Annotated in this window: 20 protein-coding genes; 6 read left to right on the top strand and 14 right to left on the bottom strand. The window is 66.7% G+C overall.

The annotated features are described in order from the left end of the window. Positions 1–95 precede the first annotated feature (95 nt). Positions 96–1,340 carry a dipeptidase gene (locus O6Y00_RS13135; protein ID WP_353443052.1) on the bottom strand — a complete coding sequence of 415 codons (1,245 nt, stop codon included), beginning with the start codon at positions 1,338–1,340 and terminating at the stop codon, positions 96–98. Between the two features lie 92 nt (positions 1,341–1,432). On the opposite strand from O6Y00_RS13135, the gene O6Y00_RS13140 reads away from it, so the two are divergent. Beyond that, a complete protein-coding gene (locus O6Y00_RS13140; protein ID WP_353443053.1) occupies positions 1,433–2,518 on the top strand; it encodes an acyltransferase family protein in 1,086 nt (361 codons plus the stop codon). A 166-nt stretch (positions 2,519–2,684) separates the two neighbouring features. Here O6Y00_RS13140 and O6Y00_RS13145 read toward each other — a convergent pair whose 3' ends face one another. The 5 genes from O6Y00_RS13145 to O6Y00_RS13165 form a co-directional block, all read right to left on the bottom strand. After that, positions 2,685–3,443: an energy transducer TonB gene (locus O6Y00_RS13145; RefSeq protein ID WP_353443054.1), complete on the bottom strand. Its 759-nt coding sequence runs from the start codon at positions 3,441–3,443 to the stop codon at positions 2,685–2,687. Positions 3,444–3,909: 466 nt separating this feature from the next. Further along, positions 3,910–4,839 carry an electron transfer flavoprotein subunit alpha/FixB family protein gene (locus tag O6Y00_RS13150; RefSeq protein ID WP_353443055.1) on the bottom strand — a complete coding sequence of 310 codons (930 nt, stop codon included), beginning with the start codon at positions 4,837–4,839 and terminating at the stop codon, positions 3,910–3,912. After that, on the bottom strand, positions 4,836–5,582 hold the full coding sequence (locus O6Y00_RS13155) for an electron transfer flavoprotein subunit beta/FixA family protein (protein WP_056064107.1): 747 nt from the start codon (positions 5,580–5,582) through the stop codon (positions 4,836–4,838). Before O6Y00_RS13155 ends, O6Y00_RS13150 begins: the two co-directional genes overlap by 4 nt. Before the next feature lie 366 nt (positions 5,583–5,948). Then, complete coding sequence (gene sucC / locus O6Y00_RS13160) at positions 5,949–7,151, bottom strand: ADP-forming succinate--CoA ligase subunit beta (protein ID WP_056053980.1); 1,203 nt, start codon at positions 7,149–7,151, stop codon at positions 5,949–5,951. After that, positions 7,138–7,524, bottom strand: a complete 387-nt coding sequence (locus O6Y00_RS13165) for a hypothetical protein (RefSeq protein ID WP_353443056.1) — start codon at positions 7,522–7,524, stop codon at positions 7,138–7,140. The genes sucC and O6Y00_RS13165 overlap by 14 nt, the downstream gene beginning before the upstream one ends. A gap of 95 nt (positions 7,525–7,619) precedes the next feature. Between O6Y00_RS13165 and O6Y00_RS13170 the strand changes: the two genes are divergently transcribed. After that, positions 7,620–7,949: a pilus assembly protein PilZ gene (locus O6Y00_RS13170; protein ID WP_353443057.1), complete on the top strand. Its 330-nt coding sequence runs from the start codon at positions 7,620–7,622 to the stop codon at positions 7,947–7,949. A 105-nt stretch (positions 7,950–8,054) separates the two neighbouring features. Here O6Y00_RS13170 and O6Y00_RS13175 read toward each other — a convergent pair whose 3' ends face one another. After that, positions 8,055–8,993, bottom strand: a complete 939-nt coding sequence (locus O6Y00_RS13175) for a ribose-phosphate pyrophosphokinase (RefSeq protein ID WP_353443058.1) — start codon at positions 8,991–8,993, stop codon at positions 8,055–8,057. Between the two features lie 109 nt (positions 8,994–9,102). Here O6Y00_RS13175 and gltX point away from each other — a divergent pair, with 109 nt between their 5' ends. Then, positions 9,103–10,428: a glutamate--tRNA ligase gene (gltX, locus tag O6Y00_RS13180; RefSeq protein WP_353443059.1), complete on the top strand. Its 1,326-nt coding sequence runs from the start codon at positions 9,103–9,105 to the stop codon at positions 10,426–10,428. A gap of 388 nt (positions 10,429–10,816) precedes the next feature. Here gltX and O6Y00_RS13185 read toward each other — a convergent pair whose 3' ends face one another. The 4 genes from O6Y00_RS13185 to O6Y00_RS13200 form a co-directional block, all read right to left on the bottom strand. Beyond that, on the bottom strand, positions 10,817–11,890 hold the full coding sequence (locus O6Y00_RS13185; RefSeq protein ID WP_353443060.1) for a type I restriction endonuclease: 1,074 nt from the start codon (positions 11,888–11,890) through the stop codon (positions 10,817–10,819). Between the two features lie 94 nt (positions 11,891–11,984). Beyond that, positions 11,985–12,893, bottom strand: a complete 909-nt coding sequence (locus O6Y00_RS13190; RefSeq protein ID WP_353443061.1) for a hypothetical protein — start codon at positions 12,891–12,893, stop codon at positions 11,985–11,987. A gap of 94 nt (positions 12,894–12,987) precedes the next feature. Beyond that, entirely contained in the window at positions 12,988–13,647 is a 660-nt protein-coding gene (locus O6Y00_RS13195; RefSeq protein ID WP_353443062.1) for an SdpI family protein, read from the bottom strand. Further along, complete coding sequence (locus O6Y00_RS13200) at positions 13,629–13,925, bottom strand: metalloregulator ArsR/SmtB family transcription factor (RefSeq protein WP_353443063.1); 297 nt, start codon at positions 13,923–13,925, stop codon at positions 13,629–13,631. Before O6Y00_RS13200 ends, O6Y00_RS13195 begins: the two co-directional genes overlap by 19 nt. A gap of 274 nt (positions 13,926–14,199) precedes the next feature. Between O6Y00_RS13200 and recQ the strand changes: the two genes are divergently transcribed. The 3 genes from recQ to O6Y00_RS13215 are packed head-to-tail and all read left to right on the top strand — an operon-like array spanning position 14,200 to position 16,822. Then, the gene (gene recQ, locus O6Y00_RS13205; protein ID WP_353443064.1) at positions 14,200–15,969 is read left to right on the top strand and encodes a DNA helicase RecQ; all 1,770 of its coding nucleotides are present in this window, start codon (positions 14,200–14,202) and stop codon (positions 15,967–15,969) included. Then, positions 15,966–16,394: a TIGR01244 family sulfur transferase gene (locus tag O6Y00_RS13210; protein ID WP_353443065.1), complete on the top strand. Its 429-nt coding sequence runs from the start codon at positions 15,966–15,968 to the stop codon at positions 16,392–16,394. Before recQ ends, O6Y00_RS13210 begins: the two co-directional genes overlap by 4 nt. After that, positions 16,391–16,822 (top strand): hypothetical protein, encoded by a 432-nt coding sequence (locus O6Y00_RS13215; protein ID WP_353443066.1) that lies wholly within the window; start codon positions 16,391–16,393, stop codon positions 16,820–16,822. The genes O6Y00_RS13210 and O6Y00_RS13215 overlap by 4 nt, the downstream gene beginning before the upstream one ends. 585 nt (positions 16,823–17,407) lie before the next feature. On the opposite strand, the gene O6Y00_RS13220 is transcribed toward O6Y00_RS13215, so the two are convergent. The 3 genes from O6Y00_RS13220 to purH form a co-directional block, all read right to left on the bottom strand. After that, positions 17,408–18,766, bottom strand: coding sequence for an ammonium transporter (locus tag O6Y00_RS13220; protein ID WP_353443067.1), 1,359 nt, complete (start codon positions 18,764–18,766; stop codon positions 17,408–17,410). 11 nt (positions 18,767–18,777) lie between these two features. After that, on the bottom strand, positions 18,778–19,116 hold the full coding sequence (locus O6Y00_RS13225) for a P-II family nitrogen regulator (protein WP_056053652.1): 339 nt from the start codon (positions 19,114–19,116) through the stop codon (positions 18,778–18,780). A gap of 267 nt (positions 19,117–19,383) precedes the next feature. Beyond that, the gene (gene purH / locus O6Y00_RS13230) at positions 19,384–20,958 is read right to left on the bottom strand and encodes a bifunctional phosphoribosylaminoimidazolecarboxamide formyltransferase/IMP cyclohydrolase (RefSeq protein WP_353443068.1); all 1,575 of its coding nucleotides are present in this window, start codon (positions 20,956–20,958) and stop codon (positions 19,384–19,386) included. Between the last annotated feature and the right edge of the window lie 156 nt (positions 20,959–21,114).

A 21,114-nucleotide genomic window follows, 5' to 3' on the forward strand; every position in this document is an offset into this window, starting at 1 on the left:
CTGGAATTCGCGGAACCCGACCCACCCCCGCCCCTCCCTTCCAGGGAGGGGTGAAGACGTCCGGCTTCGCTCAGACTTGGGAACGGGAACTCGCTTTACCGCGACCCCACGTCCGTCGCATCGACCGGCGGCATCCCCGCCATCGCCTTCGAGACCGCTTCGACGCGCTCGATGACGCGCAGGACGTTGCCGCCGGACAGCTTCGCCAGATCGCCATCGCTCCATCCCCGCCGCGCCAGTTCGGCGAACAGCAGCGGATAGCCGTCGACGCCTTTCAGCCCGATCGGCCCGGTCCCCTGGATGCCGTCGAAATCGCCACCGATCCCGACATGATCGTGGCCGGCGATCTTGGCGATATGCTCGACATGATCGGCCACCGTCGCGGCGGTGACCTGCGGCTCCGGATGCGCGGCGTCCCACGCTACCAATGGCGCAGGCGATTTGGCGCCATAGACGTTCGCCGGTACGCCGATGCCCTTCGCATAGGCCGAGCGCGCAACGTCCCAGGCGCGCCACGCGGCCGACAGGAACGACGGATAGAAGTTCACCATCACCACGCCCCCGTTCGCGCCGATCGCGCGAAGCAGGTCGTCGGGGATATTCCGCGGCGCATCCGCGATCGCCCGCGCGCTGGAGTGCGAGGCGATCACCGGCGCCTTGGTCGCGGCTAAAGCTGCGGCCATCGTCGCGTCGGACACGTGCGACACGTCGACGATCATCCCGATCCGGTTCATCTCCGCGACCACCTGCCGCCCGAACTCGCTGAGCCCGTTCGCGCGCGGTGCGTCGGTAGAACTGTCCGCCCAGTCCAGGCTTTTGCCGTGCGTCAGCGTCATATACGCGACGCCGAGCGCGCGATACTGGCGCAACACCGACAGCCGCCCGTCGATCTGGTGCCCGCCCTCGACGCCGATCAGCGAGGCGATCCGCCCGGCCTTCTCGATCCGCCGGATATCCGCGGCAGTGGTGGCGAGTTCGAAAATCGCCGGGTTTGCCGCGACGAATCGCCGGACGATATCGATCTCCTCCAGCGTCATCTCGACCGCGCGCGGCGCATCGGCGGGGATGTAGACCGACCAGAACTGCCCGCCGACGTGACCTTTCCGCAGGCGGGGAATGTCGGTCTGCAACGGGTTCGGCAGATGCGCGGTATCGACCGCAAGATCGACCGACTCGACCTTCGCTTCGTGCAGCTCGCGTATCTCCCAGGCGAGGTCGTTGTGCCCGTCGATCACCGGGCTGCGCTCCAGCACGCGCTCGACCCGGCGGGACAGCGTAGCGTCCGGGACGGGATCGGCGGCCCCCGCCTGCGCGGTCAGCAACAGCAATGCGGCGATCATGACTTGGTCCCCCGTGACGTCCGCTCCATCCTGAAGCAGGTGTTCGCGGGCGACAAGCGCGGTAAAGCCGCGTCCGCAGACGGAGGAAGGGCGTGCAGATCACATCGACCGAACACGACAGCCGGCTCTCCACCGCGATCGCGATCGCGCGGCTGATCGGGATCATGGGGATCGTCTACGTCCATGCCTGGACCGGGCGGACCGCGGAGGAGCTGGCGGCGATCGCGTTCAGCTGGCAGGCGGTGCTGCGAACCACGCTCGGCGAGCTGTTCGGGCGCAGCGCGGTGCCGTTGCTCGGGATGATCTCGGGCTGGCTGGTCGTGTCGACCGCGACGCGCCGGAGCTATGCGCCGTTCCTCGCGGGCAAGGCGCGGACGATCCTGCTGCCGATGCTGCTGTGGAATGCGATCGCGATTCTGCTGGTGGGCGGTGCGGCGGCGTTCGGTACGCTGAAGGCGCCGACGCCGTCGAGCCTCGGCTGGACGCTCAACGAACTCGTGCCGCTGGTGCACGCCAATGATGTGAACGTGCAGATGCCGTTCCTGCGCGATCTGTTCGTCTGCATGATGATTGCGCCGCTGCTCGTGCGGGCGTCGAGCGCGTGGCTCGCGGTCGTCGCACTGGTGGTGATCGTGTGGAGCGTGTCGGGGGTGCACATCCCGGTGCTGCTACGACCGCCGATCCTGCTTTTCTTCACCGCCGGGATCGCCGCGCGTCGGTTCGGCGTGGCGGAACGGGTAGCGGGCTGGCGTGTTGCGGCGTGTGCCCTGCCGTTCGTGGTGCTGATCGCGCCGAGGCTCTGGACGGCGGTGCTGGGGAACGGCTTCTTCGAGGCGCATCCGCACGGGATGACCGCGTTCGATCTCGTGTTCCGGCTGGCGTCGGCATTGCTGTTCTGGCGGCTGGCCTGGGCACTGGCGGGGAGCGGCGTCGCGGACCGCTTGCGTTCAATCGAGCGGTACGGGTTTCTCGCGTTCTGCGATCATCTGGTGCTGTTGTGGCTGTTCGGGCCGGTGATCGGCCTCGCGACCGGGTCACTCGGGGCGGCGGTGTATCCGGCGTATCTGCTGGTGCAGCCGTTGCTGGTGCTCGGCGCGACGATCGTCCTGGGGCGGTCGCTGCTGGCGGTTTGGCCGACGGCGGCGCGGGTACTGAGCGGGGGACGGTTACGGCGTTAGGTGCGGGGCTTATGCCACCATCGCATAATCGTCATTCCCGCGGAGGCGGGAACCCATACTGGCTGACCTCTTGCTAACGATCGCAAGCTTCCGAGGGTATGGATCCCCGCCTACGCGGGGATGACGATTCCATGTTCGGCGGGTCATCCGGCGTTCCGCGATGCGATCAAGACCCGCGTGACGGCGGGCCTAGCTGGTTCACCCATTCCTGGTTGTGGACGACGGTCGAGCGGACCGGCCGGCCGGCGGCGTCGAGCCAGGGGCGGTAGCGGAAGCGCAGTTCGATCAGGTGGCAGGTGGTCGCGTCGAGCACGCCGTTTCCGCTGGAGCGCGTGACCATGCAGTGGGTGACGCTGCCATCGGTCTCGACCGTATACCGCACGCCGACGATCCCGCCCGCGCCGATCACCGCCTCGGCGTTGGGGAAATCCTTGTTCTTGAAGCGGCCCTTGAGGAGACGGGGCGGAGTCTCGTCGCCACCGTCACCGTCGCCATTTCCGGACCGACCGCTGCCGGTGCCGTTCCCCTCGCCGCCTGCGCCGGTCCCCGGCCCGGGAATGGGGGCCGCGCCGGTTGTGGCGTCGCTGCCGGGTCCGGGTTTGAGGGCGGCGATGACCGGCGGCGGGGGGACGATCGGGGGAATGATCGGTTTGGGGACGACGACTTCGGGCGCCTTCGAGCGAAGGTTCGCGGGCGACGCCGCCCCTTCGGGGCGGTGACTTTTCGCGGGGCGGGGGACGATCTTTTCGGGCGGCGGTGGCGGTGGCGTGGGGCCGACGGCGAATGTCTTCAGCGCGTCGGGGATAGCGGTGGGAATGCTGACGCCGAGGCCGAGGATCAGCGCATAGCCGATCACGGCGCAGAGTATCGCGGCGCCGGCCGCGGATATCAGGCGGTCGCGCGGGTTCGAGTGGACGCCGTACATGCTGGGTAATTGGGGAGGCGTGCGGCGGGCGGCAACTGCGTGGGTTGCTGTGGGCAGGTCAGTGCTTCGGAGGTTTGCCGACATCGGCTCGATCGGGCTTAGACCAATTACCGCTAGAGGCGTCGCCTGCCAAACTCAAGCACCACCCCGGCGAAGGCCGGGGTCCAGTTGGAAAGGTCGCAGTAACGAAGCGCTACGCCTTATAAGCGACGGCGCCCAACTGGGCCCCGGCCTCCGCCAAGGTAGTGCTCGCTTGAACGCAACAAGCCTCCGTTTGTCAGCGCATCGGTTCGACATCCGCCGACCTTTACGTTCGGCAGACACGAGAACGGGCGGTGCGCCCTACGTCACACCGCCCGTTCGTGGCGCGCGCCGCGGGAGTAAATCCCGCGTCGTCGGTCGGCGCTGGAGCGCCGCCGGCCGGGCTAGCTGTTGCGCTTGGCTTCGCCTTGCGCAACGGCTTCGCCTACAGCTTCGCCGTCAATTCCGGCACGATCTTGAACAGATCGCCGACCAGGCCGATGTCAGCGACCTGGAAGATCGGCGCGTCCTCGTCCTTGTTGATCGCGATGATGACCTTCGAGTCCTTCATCCCCGCGAGATGCTGGATCGCCCCCGAGATGCCGACCGCGACATACACTTCCGGCGCGACGATCTTGCCGGTCTGGCCGACCTGATAATCGTTCGGCGCATAGCCTGCATCGACCGCGGCGCGCGACGCACCGACACCGGCGCCAAGCTTGTCCGCCAGCGGATCGATCATCGCGTGGAACTGGTCGCTCGAGGCAAGCGCGCGGCCGCCCGAGACGATGATCTTCGCGCTGGTCAGCTCGGGACGCTCGTTCTTCGCAATCTCCGAGCCGGCGAAGGTCGACAGACCCTTGTCGCCGGTCGACGCGACCGCCTCGATCTCGCCCGACCCACCCTCGGTCGCAGCCTTGGCGAACGCCGTGCCGCGGACCGTGATGACCTTCTTCGCGTCGGTCGACTGCACGGTCGCGATCGCGTTGCCCGCATAGATCGGCCGCGTGAACGTGTCTTCGCTCTCGACCGACAGAATGTCGCTGATCTGCATGACGTCGAGCAACGCGGCCACGCGCGGCGCGATGTTCTTGCCGTGCGTAGTCGACGGCGCGACGAACGCATCGTGCGTGCCCATCAATTCGACGATCAGCGGCGCGACGTTCTCGGCGAGCGCATGCGCGAACGCAGCGTCGTCCGCGACATGCACCTTGCCTACGCCGGCGATCTTCGCGGCTGCGGCGGCGACGCCATCGACGCCCTGGCCGACGACCAGCAGGTGGACTTCACCGAGCTGCGATGCGGCCGTGACCGCCGACAGCGTGGCATCTTTGACGGCCTGACCGTCATGTTCGACCCAGACGAGCGTCTTCACTTGGCGACTCCCATTTCCTTGAGCTTGCCGACCAGTGCGTCGACATCGGCGACCTTGATCCCAGCCGAGCGCTTGGCGGGCTCGACCACCTTCAGCGTGGTCAGGCGCGGCGTCACGTCGACGCCGAAATCGGCCGGCGTCTTCTGCGCCATCGGCTTCGACTTCGCCTTCATGATGTTCGGCAGCGAGGCATAGCGCGGCTCGTTGAGGCGAAGATCGGTGGTGATGATCGCGGGCAGCTTGAGCGTATCCGTCTCGGCGCCGCCATCGACTTCGCGAGTCACGTTGACCGAACCGTCGGCGATCTCGACCTTCGATGCGAACGTGCCCTGGCCCCAGTTGAGGAGGCCGGCGAGCATCTGCCCGGTCTGGTTGTTGTCGTCATCGATCGCCTGCTTGCCGAGGATCACGAGGTCGGGCTTCTCTTCCTCGACGATCTTGGCGAGGATCTTGGCGACGCCCAGTGGCTCGACCTTGGTCTCGCTGACGACGAGGATCGCACGATCGGCGCCCATCGCGAGCGCGGTGCGGAGCGTTTCCTGGCTCTTCTGCTCGCCGATCGAGACGACGACGATCTCGGTCACGCCCTTGTCCTTGAGGCGGATGGCTTCCTCGACCGCGATCTCGTCGAACGGGTTCATGCTCATCTTGACGTTCGCCAGATCGACGCCCGTTCCGTCCGCCTTCACGCGAGGCTTCACGTTGTAGTCAAGCACGCGCTTGACCGGCACCAGCACCTTCATCGGGGTTCCTTCCAAGGTGAATCTATTCGTTTCGCCAATTGGCGTTGGCGCGACAGATGGCCGTTTCGAGCCGTTTTCGCAAGTCCGGTACGGAATCATCGCGATGCCGTAGCGTCACGACGGTGTGCCCGGCGGTCGAGTCGTATCTCCAACGAATCCTCCCCCGCCAGGGGGAGGTGGCTGGCCCTTGCCAGACGGAGGGGGAGGACAGGAAAACCTCGGTTCCGTGTCCTCCCCCTCCGTCACCTTCGGCGACACCTCCCCCTTGCGGGGGAGGATCGATAGGTTGGCATCAACGAAAAAGGGCCCGGACGTTTCCGCCCGAGCCCCTCTTTTCGCAGAATCAGTATGCGAAAGACCGGGCGGTTACGCCGCGACCTTCTGCACCTCTGCGACGATCTTCTTCGCGGCATCCCCAAGGTCGTTCGCCGGGACGATCGCGAGGCCGGAGTTCGCGAGGATCTCCTTGCCCTTCTCGACATTCGTGCCCTCGAGGCGGACGACGAGCGGCACCGAGAGGTTCACTTCCTTCGCCGCGGCGACGATGCCGTCGGCGATGATGTCGCACTTCATGATACCGCCGAAGATGTTGACGAGGATGCCCTTCACGTTCGGATCCGCGAGGATGATCTTGAACGCCGCGGTCACCTTCTCCTTGTTGGCGCCGCCGCCGACGTCGAGGAAGTTGGCCGGGAACATGCCGTTGAGCTTGATGATGTCCATCGTCGCCATTGCGAGGCCGGCGCCGTTGACCATGCAGCCGATGTCGCCATCGAGCTTGATGTAGGCGAGGTCGTACTTCGACGCCTCGAGCTCGGCGGGGTCTTCCTCGGTCTCGTCGCGCAGTTCGAGCAGGTCCTTGTGGCGGAACAGCGCGTTGCCGTCGAACGCAACCTTCGCGTCGAGCACCATCAGCTTGCCGTCGTTTGTGACGGCGAGCGGGTTGATCTCGATCTGCTCGGCATCGGTGCCCATGAACGCGTCATACAGCTTCGACGCGGTGTTCGCGGCCTGCTTGGCGAGATCGCCGGTGAGCTTCAGCGCAGCCGCGACGGCACGGCCGTGATGCGGCATGAAGCCGGTCGCCTGATCGATGTCGATCGACTGGATTTTCTCGGGCGTGTCGTGCGCGACCGCTTCGATGTCCATGCCGCCCTCGGTCGAGACCACCATCATCACTCGGCCGGTGGTGCGGTTGAGCGTCAGCGCGAGGTAGAATTCCTTGTCGATGTCGACGCCGTCGGTGACGTACAGGCGATTGACCTGCTTGCCCGCGTCACCCGTCTGGATCGTGACGAGCGTGTTGCCGAGCATGTCGGTCGCGGCCGCGCGAACCTCGTCCTCGGTCTTGGCGAGGCGGACGCCGCCCTTGGCATCGGGGCCGAGCTCGACGAACTTGCCCTTGCCGCGGCCGCCGGCGTGGATCTGCGCCTTGACGACATAGAGCGGTCCGGGAAGCTTCTTCGAGGCCTCGACGGCCTCCTCGACGGTCAGTGCCGCGAAACCGGCAGGCACGGGGACGCCGAACTTGGCCAGCAGTTCCTTGGCCTGGTATTCATGGATGTTCATCGGGAAGGCTCCACGCAATTTTTAGGAAACTCGGGAATTGGTTGGGCGTAAAGCACAGGGCGCGCTGCAAATCCACCCTTAAGGCATTTGAACTTGCGTCTCGTTTGCAATAGGGTGATTTGGGCGCGATGGCTGGACGTATTGCCGGCCCGTGATCATCCTTCACCAGCGGGAGGATCGTTTGGGTTGATGCTCGTGAGTTTCGATCGTCCCGCGACAATTCGCCACTTGCTGCGTCGAGCGGATCGTCCGGGCGCACCAGCCGCACCACGTCGTCGAGACTAAAGAACGGCAATGCAAATTTCTGCTTTTTCGTCGCGTCGAAGCTCGTGGATCTGAAGGCGGAACTCGAGCGCCGGTCGCGCGCTGGCATACCGATGCGTGTTCGGTCCCGTGCGGTCCGATTGCAGACCGCCGAATCGCCGGCGTTTGCAGAAAAGTAACCCTTTCGGGAGCAGTGTTCCGGACATGACACAGCCCGTCTCCCTTCCTCCAGCCGAACCGACCGGCGAGGAGCTTCGTCAGGCCCTCCGCAAGGCCGTCAAGATGCGCGCGCATCTGCGCGATCGTGGCCAGACGCGGTTCGAGATCGAGGTGACCGACCTGTCGCTGTCGGGCTTCCGCGCGGAGACGAGCTTCACCCTGTGGCCGGGTACGGTCGTGTGGCTGACGCTGCCGGGGCTGGCGGCGCTGGAAGCGGTGGTCGCCTGGCGCGACAAGTTCAAATACGGCTGCGCGTTCGCCAAGCCGCTGCATCCTGCTGTATTCGAGCATATTGTAGCGTTGTCGCAGCGCTGATCAGAGCGTCGCTCCCGCTTTCGTGTTCTCCCGCGAAGGCGCGCGCCCAGTCCGGGTCCCCGCCTTCGCGGAGAAACAAGCCTAACTCCGCCCCGAGACACAGGGTCAGTCGAACAAACTCGACACCGACGTCTCGTCCGCGATTCGCTTGATCGCCTCGCCGAGCAACGGCGCGATCTGGAGGTGGCGGATCTTGCCGTGTGCGCCCTTGATCACATCGTGATTGCCGATCGAATCGGTGATCACCAGTTCGCGCAGTTCCGACCCTTCGACTCGGGCGACGGCGCCACCCGACAGCACACCGTGCGTGACATAGGCGACCACGCCCTCCGCGCCCGCTTCCATCAGCGCCGCCGCGGCGTTGCACAGCGTCCCCGCCGAATCGACGATATCGTCGATCAGGATGCAGAAACGTCCCTCGACTTCGCCGATGATGTTCATCACCTCCGACTCGCCCGCGCGCTCACGCCGCTTGTCGACGATCGCGAGCGGGGCGTTGTCGAGTCGCTTGGCGAGCACGCGGGCGCGGACGACGCCGCCGACGTCGGGCGAGACGACCATCAGGTTCTTGCCCTTGAACCGCGCGAGGATGTCCGCCGACATCACTGGGGCCGCATAGAGATTGTCGGTCGGGATATCGAAGAAGCCCTGGATCTGGCCGGCATGCAGATCGACCGACAGCACGCGGTTGGCGCCCGCGACGGTGATCAGGTTCGCAACCAGCTTGGCCGAGATCGGCGTGCGCGGGCCGGGCTTCCGGTCCTGCCTGGCATAGCCCATGTACGGGATCACCGCAGTGATGCGCCGCGCCGACGCACGCTTCAGCGCGTCGATCATGATCAGCAGTTCCATGAGATTGTCGTTGGCGGGATAGCCGGTCGACTGGATCACGAACACGTCCTCGCCGCGGACGTTCTCGTTGATCTCGACGAAGACCTCCTCGTCCGCGAAGCGGCGCACGCTGACGTCGGTCAGCGGCGTCTCGAGATAGGCGGCGATCTCCTGCGCGAGTGGCAGGTTCGAATTGCCGGTCATCAGTTTCATGAAGCTATTTCCCGCTCGATATTCCGCACCCCTTAGGCGCACGAATCGTCCGGTGAAAGGGTGCGTGGAAGGGTTTGCCCGCCGACGCGCCGATCCGTACAGCGGCGGGATGACCGTCATCACCCGTTTCGCCCCCTCCCCCACCGGCCGGCTGCACGTCGGCAACATCCGCACCGCGCTCCACAACTGGATGTTCGCGCGGGCCAATGGCGGGACGTTCGTGCTGCGGATCGACGACACCGATCCCGAACGCAGCGAAGAGCGCTACGTCGATGCGATCCGTGCCGATCTCGACTGGCTCGGGATGACGCCCGATGCGGAGGAGCGGCAGTCGGCACGGTTCGCGTTGTACGAGGCGCGGTTCGCGGACCTGGTCGCGAGCGGGCATGTGTATCCGGCGTACGAGACGACGCAGGAGCTCGATCTGAAGCGCAAGATCCAGGCCGGGCGCGGGTTGCCGCCGATCTACGACCGCGCGGCGCTGGCGTTGGACGACGACGCGCGCGCAAAGCTGGAGGCAGACGGGGTGAAGCCGCACTGGCGGTTCAAGCTCGATCATGACGCACCGATCGCATGGGACGACCTGATCCGCGGCGTGGCGCATTTCGAGGCGAAGACGATGAGCGATCCGGTGGTCCGACGCGCGGATGGATCGTGGCTCTATATGCTGCCCTCGGCGATCGACGATGCCGAGATGGGCGTCACGCATGTCGTGCGCGGCGAGGATCATGTGTCGAACACCGCGCTCCAGTTGCAGATGTTCGCGGCGCTTGGCGTGACCCCGCCGCGGTTTGCGCATGAGGCGTTGCTGACGGGCGCGGAGGGCAAGCTGTCGAAGCGGCTCGGCTCGCTCGGCGTCGATCATTTCCGCGCGGTCGGGATCGAACCGCAGGCGGTGCGTGCGCTGCTCGCGCGGATCGGGACGAGCGATCCGGTCGAACCGATCGCCGACGCCGCGCCGCTGATCGCGGGATTCGACTTCGCGCGGTTCGGGCGCGCGCCCGCGCGGTTCGACGAGGCGGAACTGGCGCAGCTGAACGCGCGAATCCTGCACGCGCTGGCGTATGAGGACGTGGCGGATCGGTTGCCTGCCGGCATGGGGGCGGCGGCGTGGGAGGCGGTGCGGCCGAACCTCGTGACGATGGCCGATGTGGCCGACTGGTGGCACGTGATCGAGGGGCCGGTGGCGATCGAGGGCGATGTCGAGCCGGCGTATCTCGACCAGGCGCTGGCGGCGGCCGCGGCGATCGACTGGTCGGGCGACCCCTGGCATGCGCTGACCGCCCGGCTGAAGACCGAGACGGGGCGCAAGGGCAAGGCGCTGTTCCTGCCGTTGCGCCTTGCTCTGACGGGACGCGATCATGGCCCGGACATGGCGGCGTTGCTGCCGCTGATCGGGCGCGAGCGTGCCTTGGAGCGTCTGGCCGCGCGTTGATCTGCGCCCCGTTGCGCGCGGTGCCGGCGGTTGCGGCTGGGCGTTGACGGCGACTTGGGTCGGACCATTCAGAATAATAGCGCGTTTTGCGCAAGCTTGATCGACGGGACGAGAGCGCTCGGCTGATAGATCGAGCCGAGATGGTCGCGACGATCCCGCGCGGGACTAGACTAAACTAGACTAAGCAGCATCACAGGCGCCGGGCTCTATTCCGCCACCCCGGCGGAGGCCGGGGCCCAGTTGGAGAGGATGGAGTAACGGAGCACAGTCTTTCGTTATCGACCTTCCCCAACTGGGCCCCGGCCTCCGCCGGGGTGGCGGTACGTTCAAGCGGTTCGGCTCTAATGCCGATCCCTAGCCGAATCTCGGCAAGACCCTTCCGTTCGCGCTAAGCCGGGATCGCCGGATCCAGTTCGCGCAACCGCGCCTCGATCGCCGCGGAATATTGGTAGATGTGCGTCAGGTCCGACAGCAGGTGGCGCGTCTCGTCCTTGCCCGCGAACATGCCGAGATACTTGGTGGTGATGCCGTTGAAGTGCATCCGCGCGACCGTCTTCCGGTTGTTGTCGTCGAGCAGGATCGCGCAATAGGATTTCGCGTCGCGGACGATCACGCGTTTCGGATCGACCAGCCGCGAGGCGATCACCTGGACGATGTGGAAGCCCGAAATCTCCTCCTGCGTGGTGACGATGCCGTCGCCGTCGGAGGGATCGTCGGACGCACCCGGCGGCAAGTCCTCGACCGGGCTCGACGCCTTCAGCGCCGATGACAGACGTTCGTTGACGAAATCGCGGATCAGCGCGGCGATCGCGGGGGCGACGAGCTTCGCAAAACCGTCCTTGATCGCCGGGGTCAGGCGCCCGCCATGGACGCGCTGTGCCGTCATCCGGACGAACTCGTCGGACGGCTCGGCGAACTCCTTCTCCAGCTCGAGGCGGATCAGCGACTGCGTCTTGAGGTTGCCGGCCTCCTGGACGATCTTGTCGATGTCGAATGCGGCCTTGGTGAATTTCTCGAGCGTGCGGATGTCGCCGGGCTTGATCGCGTCCATCGTGAAGGTGAAGAACGGCTTGTCGTCCATCTTGTTCGGGCGCTCGATGTCCGAATAGAACTGATAGACGACGCCGTTGGTCAGCACCGCCAGACGCGCATCGGTGACGCTGAAATAGCGGAACAGCTGGCCGGCATGATTGACGTTGAGCAGCACCGAGGAGGGCTTGCACTCGATCAGGATCGACACTTTCCCGCCCGCGGAGATCGCATAGTCGACCTTCTCGCCCTTCTTGGTGCCGATGTCGGCGGTGAATTCGGGAACGACCTCGGACGGATTGAAGACGTCATAGCCAAGCGACTGGAGGAACGGCATGACGAGCGCGGTCTTCGCGGCCTCCTCGGTCAGCAAGACCTCACGGTGCTCGATCGTGCGTTTTTGCAGCTCGGCCAGCCTGATGCTCAGTTCCATGCGCGTCCCCCCGGATTGAACGGTGGAGGATGCCGGCTCGCAGGGGCGCGGTCCATCGTTCGCCCGCGCCAGACTGGCCGGATCTCGATCGAGTTTACGCGCAGGTCAGGCGGATCTGCCTGGCCGGTTTGTCGAAGACGATACGCGAGCAGCGGGCGAGCAGATCCGCGCCGATCGAGAGGCGATCGCGGCCTGGCTTCTTGCTCTTGGCGGTGACGACGATTTCGTCCGGGTCGATCGGGTCTGCGGCATCGGCGATGCCGGCGGTGGAGCCGTGGTCGGCGGTGCGGACACCCAGCGTGGCGAACTGGAGGGGCCCGACGGTCAGCGGCCTGGCGAGCGTCATGGTGCGGACCGGGCGTTCGATTCCAAAGGCGATTTCCACCTTCTCGACTACGCCCTGAAGCACGCCGCCCTGGGCCGCCGCAATCCGGGCGGCGGCGCTGGCGGTGGCGAGCGTCCGTGCGTGATACGGGTCGAAGCGGATGCGGAGCGGCTGGCCGCCGAGATCGATCAGCGCGTAGAGTTCGCCCCAGCCGCCGGCCAAGCCACCCTGGTCGGTCGTCGGCAACGCCACCGTGCGCTCCCCCGCGACCGGTGTACGCAAGATGAAGCGGACGACGTCTTCGGGGACGCCGCCCGGCCCGATGACGCCGTCTGCGGCCGGGGTGTACGGATTGGCGGTCCAGCCGATGCGGCGCTTGAAGGGGCCGGTGCCAAGGTCGATCGGTGCGACCCCGGTCCTGCCGTGGACGCGTTCGGTGCCGACCGCATAGCTGAACGCGAGCATGCCCGGTTTGAGTGTCGCGCGCTCGGCCCAGGCGGTGGTGACCAGCGGCATCGCGGTGCCCGAAGGCTCGATGCGGATGCGCCCGCGCACGCCGGCGATGGTCGCATCGACGATGCCGTCGCCGTCGACGACGCGTTCACGCGCAGGCGTCGCCGCGCCGGTGAGCGCGGCCAGCGCCAGGATCCAAGCCGATGCCGAGCGTGTGCGTATCATGAAGCCTCCGCGTGATGCGGTCGGGATGGGCGAGCCTTCCCCGCAGAGCAATAGAGGCGGCGGGTGTTCGGACGGATATCGATCTATCCGGCGCCTAGCCCGCGCGGCGCGTGCGGCGCCAGTAGAAGAACGAATAGATCACCGGGGTGGTGACGGTTACCAGCAGCACCGCACGGAAGAATGCGGTGCGGTTTTCGCCGGGCATCGGCAAGAGTGCGAGGACGATGATCGCCAGCCCCGCGGCCATCATGATGCGGCTGGCATAACGGTGCGTGGCGATCCAGTTGTCGGGATCGACGATCGCCCAGGGGGTACGGATACCGACGAAGAAGCCGGGGCGCGACTTGGGCAGGACGTTGCCGATCGCGACCAGCAGCATGCCGATCCCCGCGAGCATTGTCGTCGGCGGCAGCGCCAGGCCGAACGCGGGGGCGGCAACCACCGCTTCCGACAAGGCCGTCATCCCGAGAAACCCGGCCCAGGCGGTGCGATAGAGCGGCGCGGACTGTTCGAGCTTGTCCTGCAGCGGTTCGAGCGAGGGCAACGCGGCCATGAACAGCGCGATGCCGACCGTGAGCGCTACCGGCATGAACAGCGCCGTGCGCACGCTGCCAAACCGATCCGGGAGGCCGTCGGCGCCCCAGTGTGTCGGCAGGTGCGTACCAGGGGGAAACCGGCCGAGCGCGACGGCCGCGACGATCGCGAGGCCGGCGGCGGTCAGCGCGGAGGCTATGATCAGGTTTCGGTAGCGCATGTGTCCCCCTCTGCGTGTGTGCCGACGCGGAGCCGGCCCATGAAGCCCATCACCACCTCCTCCATCACCGACAAATCGAGCGTGTAGACGATCGACGTGCCGCGGTTCTCGGCCTGGATGAGGCCCGCCGCCTTCAGCTTGGCGAAGTGGTTCGACATGGTCGGCTTCGACACCGCGAACGCCTCGGCAAGCGCGCCAGCGGTCATCGCGCCGCCTTTGAGCAGCTCGAGAATGCGGCGGCGCGTCGGATGCGCGAGGGCGTCGAAGACCGAGTCCATGTGGGATGCATATTAGGATTTAGGCTAATTAGCAATATGACTAATGATATCCATCGTCCGTTCTCTCAGGTGCCCCCCCGGCGGAGGCCGGGGTCCAGTTGGGAGCGGCTGATGACTGGAGACATCGCGTCGTCACTGCCACTTTTCCAACTGGGCTCCGCCCTTCGCCGGGGTGGTGCATTCTGTCTGTGGCGAGGCCAAACCCGGGCATCCCCGTCGCGATAACACCCCCAGTCTCCTCGACATCGCCCCGAGGATCGCTACCTAGGCGGCAATGGCACTCGACCCCCTCCCCGATCTCCAGCGCATCTTCGGTTTCCCCGATTTCCGCGGCGTGCAGCGCGATGTCGTCGACCGGGTGCTCGCGGGGCAACGGACGCTGGCGGTGATGCCGACGGGTGCGGGCAAGTCGCTGTGTTACCAGTTGCCGGCGACGATGCTGGAGGGGACGTGCGTGGTCGTGTCGCCGCTGATCGCGCTGATGCACGACCAGTTGCGGGCTGCCACGGCGGTCGGGATCAAGGCGGCGACGCTGACCTCGGTCGATACCAATCGCGAGGAGACGATCGCGCGGTTCCGCGCGGGCGATCTGGACCTGCTGTACGTCGCGCCGGAGCGGGCTTCGAACGAGAGCTTCCGCAATCTGCTCAGCCAGGCGCGGATCAGCCTCTTTGCGATCGACGAGGCGCATTGCGTCAGCGAGTGGGGGCATGACTTCCGGCCGGACTACCGGTTGCTGCGGCCTCTGCTCGACAGCTTTCCGGACGTGCCGCGGCTGGCGCTGACGGCGACTGCCGATGCGCATACGCGGGCGGATATCCTCGAGCAGCTGGGGATCTCGCAGGAGGGCCTGATCGTGTCGGGGTTCGACCGGCCGAACATCCGCTATGCGATTTCGGGGCGCGACAACGTCAATCGGCAGATCGCCGATATCCTCGAGAAGATCCCGGGGCCGGGGATCGTCTATGCGCAAACGCGGGCGGCGACCGAAAAGCTGGCGGAGGCGCTAGGGCGGAGCGGGCGGCCGACGCGGGCCTATCATGCCGGACTCGATCCGCAGGTGCGCGCGAAGAACCAGGCGGATTTCGTCGCGAGCGAGGACATGGTGATCTGCGCCACGGTCGCGTTCGGGATGGGGATCGACAAGCCCGACGTGCGGTTCGTGGCGCATGCCGGGCTGCCGAAGTCGATCGAGGCCTATTATCAGGAAACGGGCCGCGCGGGGCGTGACGGCGATCCGGCGATTGCGCACCTGTTCTGGGGCGCGGAGGATTTCGCGCGCGCTCGGCAGCGGATCGGCGAGGTCGAGCCCGAGCGGCAGGCTGGTGAGCGGCAGCGACTGACCGCGATGGGCGGGCTGGTCGAGACGGCCGGGTGTCGGCGGCGCATCCTGCTCAAGCATTTCGGCGAGGAGCGGCTCGAGGATTGCGGGAACTGCGACAATTGCCTCGGCAACGTCGACGCGGTGGATGCGACCGAGACGGCGCGGAAATTCCTGTCGGCGGTGTTCCGGACCGGGCAGATGTTCGGCGTGGGGTATATCGAGGGCATCCTGACGGGGGTGTCGTCGGAACGCAGCCTGATGAACGGGCACGAGGCGCTGTCGGTATACGGGATCGTCGAGGGCGACGAGGTGGCGTTGCTGAAGCCGGTGTCGCGCGCGCTGATGCTGAAGGATGCGCTTCGGACCAATCCGCATGGCGGGCTGGAGTTCGGGCCGGCGGCTAAGGCGATCCTCAAGGGCGAGGCGGCGGTGTCGATCGTCGTGCCGCCCAAGCGGGAGCGGCGGCGTAAGGGGGCGGTTGGCGCTGTACCGAACCCGGTCGACGATCCGCTGTTCGAGGCGCTGCGCGTGCGGCGGCGCGATCTGGCGAAGGAAGCGGGCGTTCCGCCGTATGTGATCTTCCACGATTCGGTGTTGCGTGACATTGCGCGGCAGCGGCCGGCGTCGCGGGCCGAGCTCAGTCTGTTATCAGGCATTGGCGCGCGGAAACTCGACGCCTATGGGGATGCCTTCCTCCAGGTTGTCCGCGAGCTCGCATGATACGGCAAATCAACGAAAGTATTTCGGTCGCGCCGCAGATCGCGGTCGAGCAGGTCGCGGAGATCGCTGCGGCGGGCTTCAAGACGATCGTCAATAATCGGCCGGACGACGAGGACGCGGGACAGCCTTCGGGTGACGCTATCCGCACGGCGGCAGAGGCGGCCGGGCTGAAGTATGTCTCGATCCCGGTAACGCATGCAGGGTTCTCGCATCCGCAGATCGACGCGATGACGCAGGCGCTGACGGATTCGGACGGGCCTGTGCTGGCCTATTGCCGGTCGGGGACGCGGAGCTGCAATCTGTGGGCGCTGGCGGCGGCGAAGGCGGGGCGGAATCCCAACCTGTTGCTCGCGCAGGCCGAGGACGCCGGGTATGACCTGCGCGGAATCCGCCCGATGCTGGACGCGCTCGCAGGGCCGCGATGAGCCCGGTTGCGATCGGGCCCTATCTGGTCGGGCCCTATGCGATCGGCGGCTCGATCGTGGCCGTGCTGGTGATCGTTGGTCTCGTCGTTGCCTGGGCGTTCGTGCGGGCGCGGCGGGTGGTCAAGATCGAGACGCCGGAAGAGGCGGCGGACGCGGCGCAGACGCAGTTGCACGGGTTCGCGGTGGCGGGCGCCGTCGTCGGCGCGGATGGCCAGGGGGCGCTGGCGGTGGCGGACGACGGGCGCGTCGCGGCGGTGAAGCGGGTCGGCAAGCGGCTCGCGGTGCGCGAGGTCGCGTGGCGGACGGTGCGCGCGACGCACGAGGGGATCCTGGTCGAGACCGGGGACAAGATGCTCGGCGCGGTGATGCTGTCGCGGGTCGATGTGCTCGATATCCGGCGGTTGGCGCCGAAGGGCGTGCGGGTTTAGGCGGGGGCTTTTGCTCGGGTCGCGGTTTACGCGCTCCCCCGTCTCTAGCCCCGCTCCCCGTTCGTCCTGAGTAGCTGCTGAGCTTGTCGAAGCAGCGTATCGAAGGACAGGGCGGCACACGGAACCCATGCTTCGATACGCGCCCTCGATACGCTCCTGACGGAGCTACTCGGTCGCTACTCAGCACGAACGGGTTGGGTGTGTTTGCACTGGTCGTATCGGGGCTCCGCCGGGGAAGTGCTGGCGCCTAGACCGATGCGGGAGACGGCGCTCTTCTGCTCCCCTTCCGCTTGCGGGAGGGGTCGGGGGAGGGGTTAGCCTCATGGACCGGACGCCAGTACGTACATCGGCCCCTCCCCTAACCCCTCCCGCAAGCGGGAGGGGAATTGAACCGCCGTCGCTTTGTTTGGTCCTGGGCTCCCGCGTTCGCGGGAGAACATGGTGGGTGTCCTTACCCCCCCACAAACTCGATCGAAGTACCACTTCGATCGAACCCAAAAAATGGCCCGGTGTGTTGCCACACCGAGCCAAGGTTGTCCGCAGGAGGAACGTCGTGGGTGCGGGCTCGGGTGGCCCGCTACCGAACTAGTCGTAGGCGCGTTCGCCGTGTTCGCCGAGATCGAGGCCTTCGCGCTCGACTTCCTCGGAGACCCGCAAGCCGGTCAGCGCCTTGGCGATGAAGATCGCGATGACGGTACCGATCGCCGCCCAGACGATGGTCGTGGCGACCGCCGCGATCTGGACGAACAACTGGTGGCCCATGTCGAAATCGGGCTTGCCGGGGCCGCCGAACGCGGGCGAGTAGACGATGCCGGTGCCGATCGCGCCGATCATGCCGCCGATGCCGTGGATGCCGAACGCGTCAAGCGCATCGTCATAGCCGAGCTTCGGCTTCAAGACCGTCACCGCGTAATAGCAGACCACCGAGGCGACCGCGCCGAGGATGATCGCGCCGAACGGGCCCGAATTGCCCGCAGCAGGGGTCACCGCGACGAGACCGGCGATGATGCCCGAGCAGAAGCCGAGCGCCGAGCCCTTGTGACCGTTGACGCGCTCGACCAGCATCCAGGCGAGGCCAGCCGAGGCGGTGGCGACGAAGGTGTTGAGCATCGCGAGCCCGGCCGAGCCGTTCGCCTCGAGCGCCGAGCCGGCGTTGAAGCCGAACCAGCCGACCCAGAGCAGCCCGGTGCCGATGCCGGTCATCGTCAGCGAGTGCGGCGCCATACGATCGGTGGGATAGCCGATCCGCTTGCCGAGGATCAGCGCCGCGACCAGCGCCGAAACACCGGCGTTGATGTGGACGACGGTGCCGCCGGCGAAATCGAGCGCGCCCATCTTGAAGAACTTGCCGCCCGATGCCCACACCATGTGCGCGACCGGGAAATACACGATCGTCAGCCAGACGATGGCGAACACCATCACCGCCGAGAATTTCATCCGCTCGACCACCGAGCCGAGCACGAGCGCGACGGTGATCGCGGCGAACGTCATCTGGAAGCAGATGAAGACATATTCGGGGATTGCGACGCCCGCGGTGAAGGTGGCCGCGGTCGAGTCGGGCGTGATGCCGCGGAGCAGCGCCTTGCCGAAGCCCGAGATATACTCGCCGCCGCCGTCGCCGAACGCCATCGTGTAGCCGTACATGACCCACAACAGCATCGCGAGACACGCGACCGCACCGATCTGGGTCATCGTCGACAGCATGTTCTTCGACCGGGTGAGACCGCCGTAGAACAGCGCGAGGCCGGGGACGATCATCATCAACACCAGCAGCGTCGACGTCATCATCCAGGCGGTGTCGCCCTTGTTCACGGTCGCCACCACCGGCGCGACGACCGGGGCCACGGGCGCCGCGACGTCCTGCGCCCAGGCGGGTGCGGCGGCAATCATCGTCGCGCCGAACCCTAGAGCCGCGACCGCGGCCTTCTTCAAATCATGCTTCATCTCGTCCCCCCTCAGAGCGCTGAATCGTCGGTTTCACCGGTGCGGATGCGTACCGCCTGGCCGACGTCGAGCACGAAGATCTTGCCGTCGCCGATCGCACCGGTGTTCGCCGATGCCTGGATCGCCTCGACCACGCGGTCGGACAGGCTGGCGGCGCAGACCACCTCGATCTTGATCTTCGGCACCATGTTGGTGCTGTATTCGGCCCCCCGATAGATCTCGGTCTGGCCCTTCTGACGGCCGAACCCCTTGACCTCGGTGACCGTCATGCCCGCCACGCCGATCGTGGTGAGCGCTTCGCGCACCTCGTCGAGCTTGAACGGCTTGATGATGGCAATGACGAGTTTCATCGCGCCCCTTCCCCTTGTTACGGGAGGTGCCTCGCAATGTGCGTGCCAGTTGCGGTGTGGAGGGGTGAGGCGTGCTCGGCGAGCGGGCAGCGGGCGTTTTGGGGTTAAAACTTGTGCAGTGCGGTGCGAGTGCCTGTTTTATGGGCAACCTCACCGCGCGCGCTGTTCTCCCGCGAAGGCGGGAGCCGAGGGTTACGAACGGTGCCGTTTGTGGTCCTGGGCCCCCGCTTTCGCGGGGGAACGGTTAAAGCGTTGCGGTCTTCGAACTCAGTGGCGGAAGTGGCGCATGCCGGTGAAGACCATCGCGAGGCCGGCTTCGTCCGCCGCGGCGATGACGTCGGCGTCGCGGATCGAGCCGCCGGGCTGGATCACCGCGGTCGCGCCCGCTTCGACCGCCGCGAGCAAACCGTCGGCGAAGGGGAAGAACGCATCCGACGCGACCGCCGAGCCGATCGTGCGCGGGGTCGACCAGCCAGCCTTCTCCGCAGCGTCCTTCGCCTTCCACGCAGCGATGCGCGCGGATTCGAGGCGGTTCATCTGGCCGGCGCCGATCCCTGCGGTGCTGCCGTCCTTGGCGTAGACGATCGCGTTCGACTTGGTGTGCTTGGCCACCGTCCAGGCGAAGCGACAGTCGATCAGCTCCTGCTCGGTCGGCTGGCGCTTGGTGACGACGGTCAACTCGCCGGGCGTGCCGTTGTCGCGACCCTGGACGAGCCAGCCGCCGGCGATCGACTTTGCCGTCAAGCCTAGGCGGGCGGGATCGGGGAGGTCGCCGGTGAGCAGCAGGCGTAGGTTCTTCTTGGCGGCGAACAGCGCGATCGCTTCCTCGTCGGCGTCGGGGGCGACGACGACTTCGGTGAAGATGCCGGTTATCTGGCGCGCGGTCTCGGCGTCGAGCGTGCGGTTGACGGCGATGATGCCGCCAAATGCGGATACGGTGTCGCAGGCGAACGCTGCGGCATAGGCGTCGGCGAGCGTGGCGCCGGTGGCGACGCCGCAGGGGTTGGCGTGCTTGACGATCACGACCGAGGGGGCGGCGTCGCGGAATTCGGCGATCAGTTCGAGCGCGGCGTCGGCGTCGTTGAGGTTGTTGTAGCTGAGCGCCTTGCCCTGGAGCTGGCGGGCCTGGCCGATGCCGCGGACGTCGCCTGTCGCCGTATAGAACGCGGCGGACTGGTGCGGGTTTTCGCCGTAGCGGAGCGTGTCGCCGCGCTTGAGCGTGATCGGCAGCGTGGCGGGGAATTCCTCGGCCTGATCTACCGTGCCAAACCAGGTCGCGATGGCGGAATCATAGGCGGCGGTGATGGCGAAGGCCTTTGCTGCGAGCTTCTTGCGATCTTCGAGCGTCGTCGTGCCGCCCGAGACGAGCGCATAGTCGGCGGGGTCGGTGACGATCGCGACATAGGCGTGGTTCTTGGCCGCCGAACGCACCATGCTGGGGCCGCCGATGTCGATGTTCTCGATCACGGTGTCGCGGTCGGCGCCCTTCGCGACGGTCGCCTCGAACGGGTAGAGGTTGACGATGACGAGGTCGATCGCGCCGATCTTGTGCTCGGCCATCGACGCGGCGTGGCCGGCGTCGTCGCGGACCGCGAGCAGGCCACCGTGGACCATCGGGTGGAGCGTCTTCACGCGGCCGTCCATCATCTCGGGGAAGCCGGTGAGTTCCGACACGTCGCGCACTTCGAGCCCGGCGGCGCGGAGGGCGGTGGCGGTGCCGCCGGTGGAGACGAGCTCGACGGCGTGGCTGGCCAGCGCCTTGCCGAGATCGACGATCCCGGTCTTGTCGGAGACGGACAGGAGCGCGCGCCGAATGGGGAGGGTGTTCGGGATGCTGGTCATGAGGGTCTTTCGTCGGGGTTCGCCGTGCGGCGGTGCCTTAGCGTCGGTTGACGTCGGGGAACAGGGGGGCAGGTCACGCACGAATGCCGCCATCCCGCGCCATTCCGAACAATGGCACCACCCCGGCGAAGGCCGGGGTCCATTTGGGGGGCGTTG

The organism is Sphingomonas faeni (assembly GCF_040407565.1).
GTDB classification, from domain to species: domain Bacteria; phylum Pseudomonadota; class Alphaproteobacteria; order Sphingomonadales; family Sphingomonadaceae; genus Sphingomonas; species Sphingomonas faeni_F.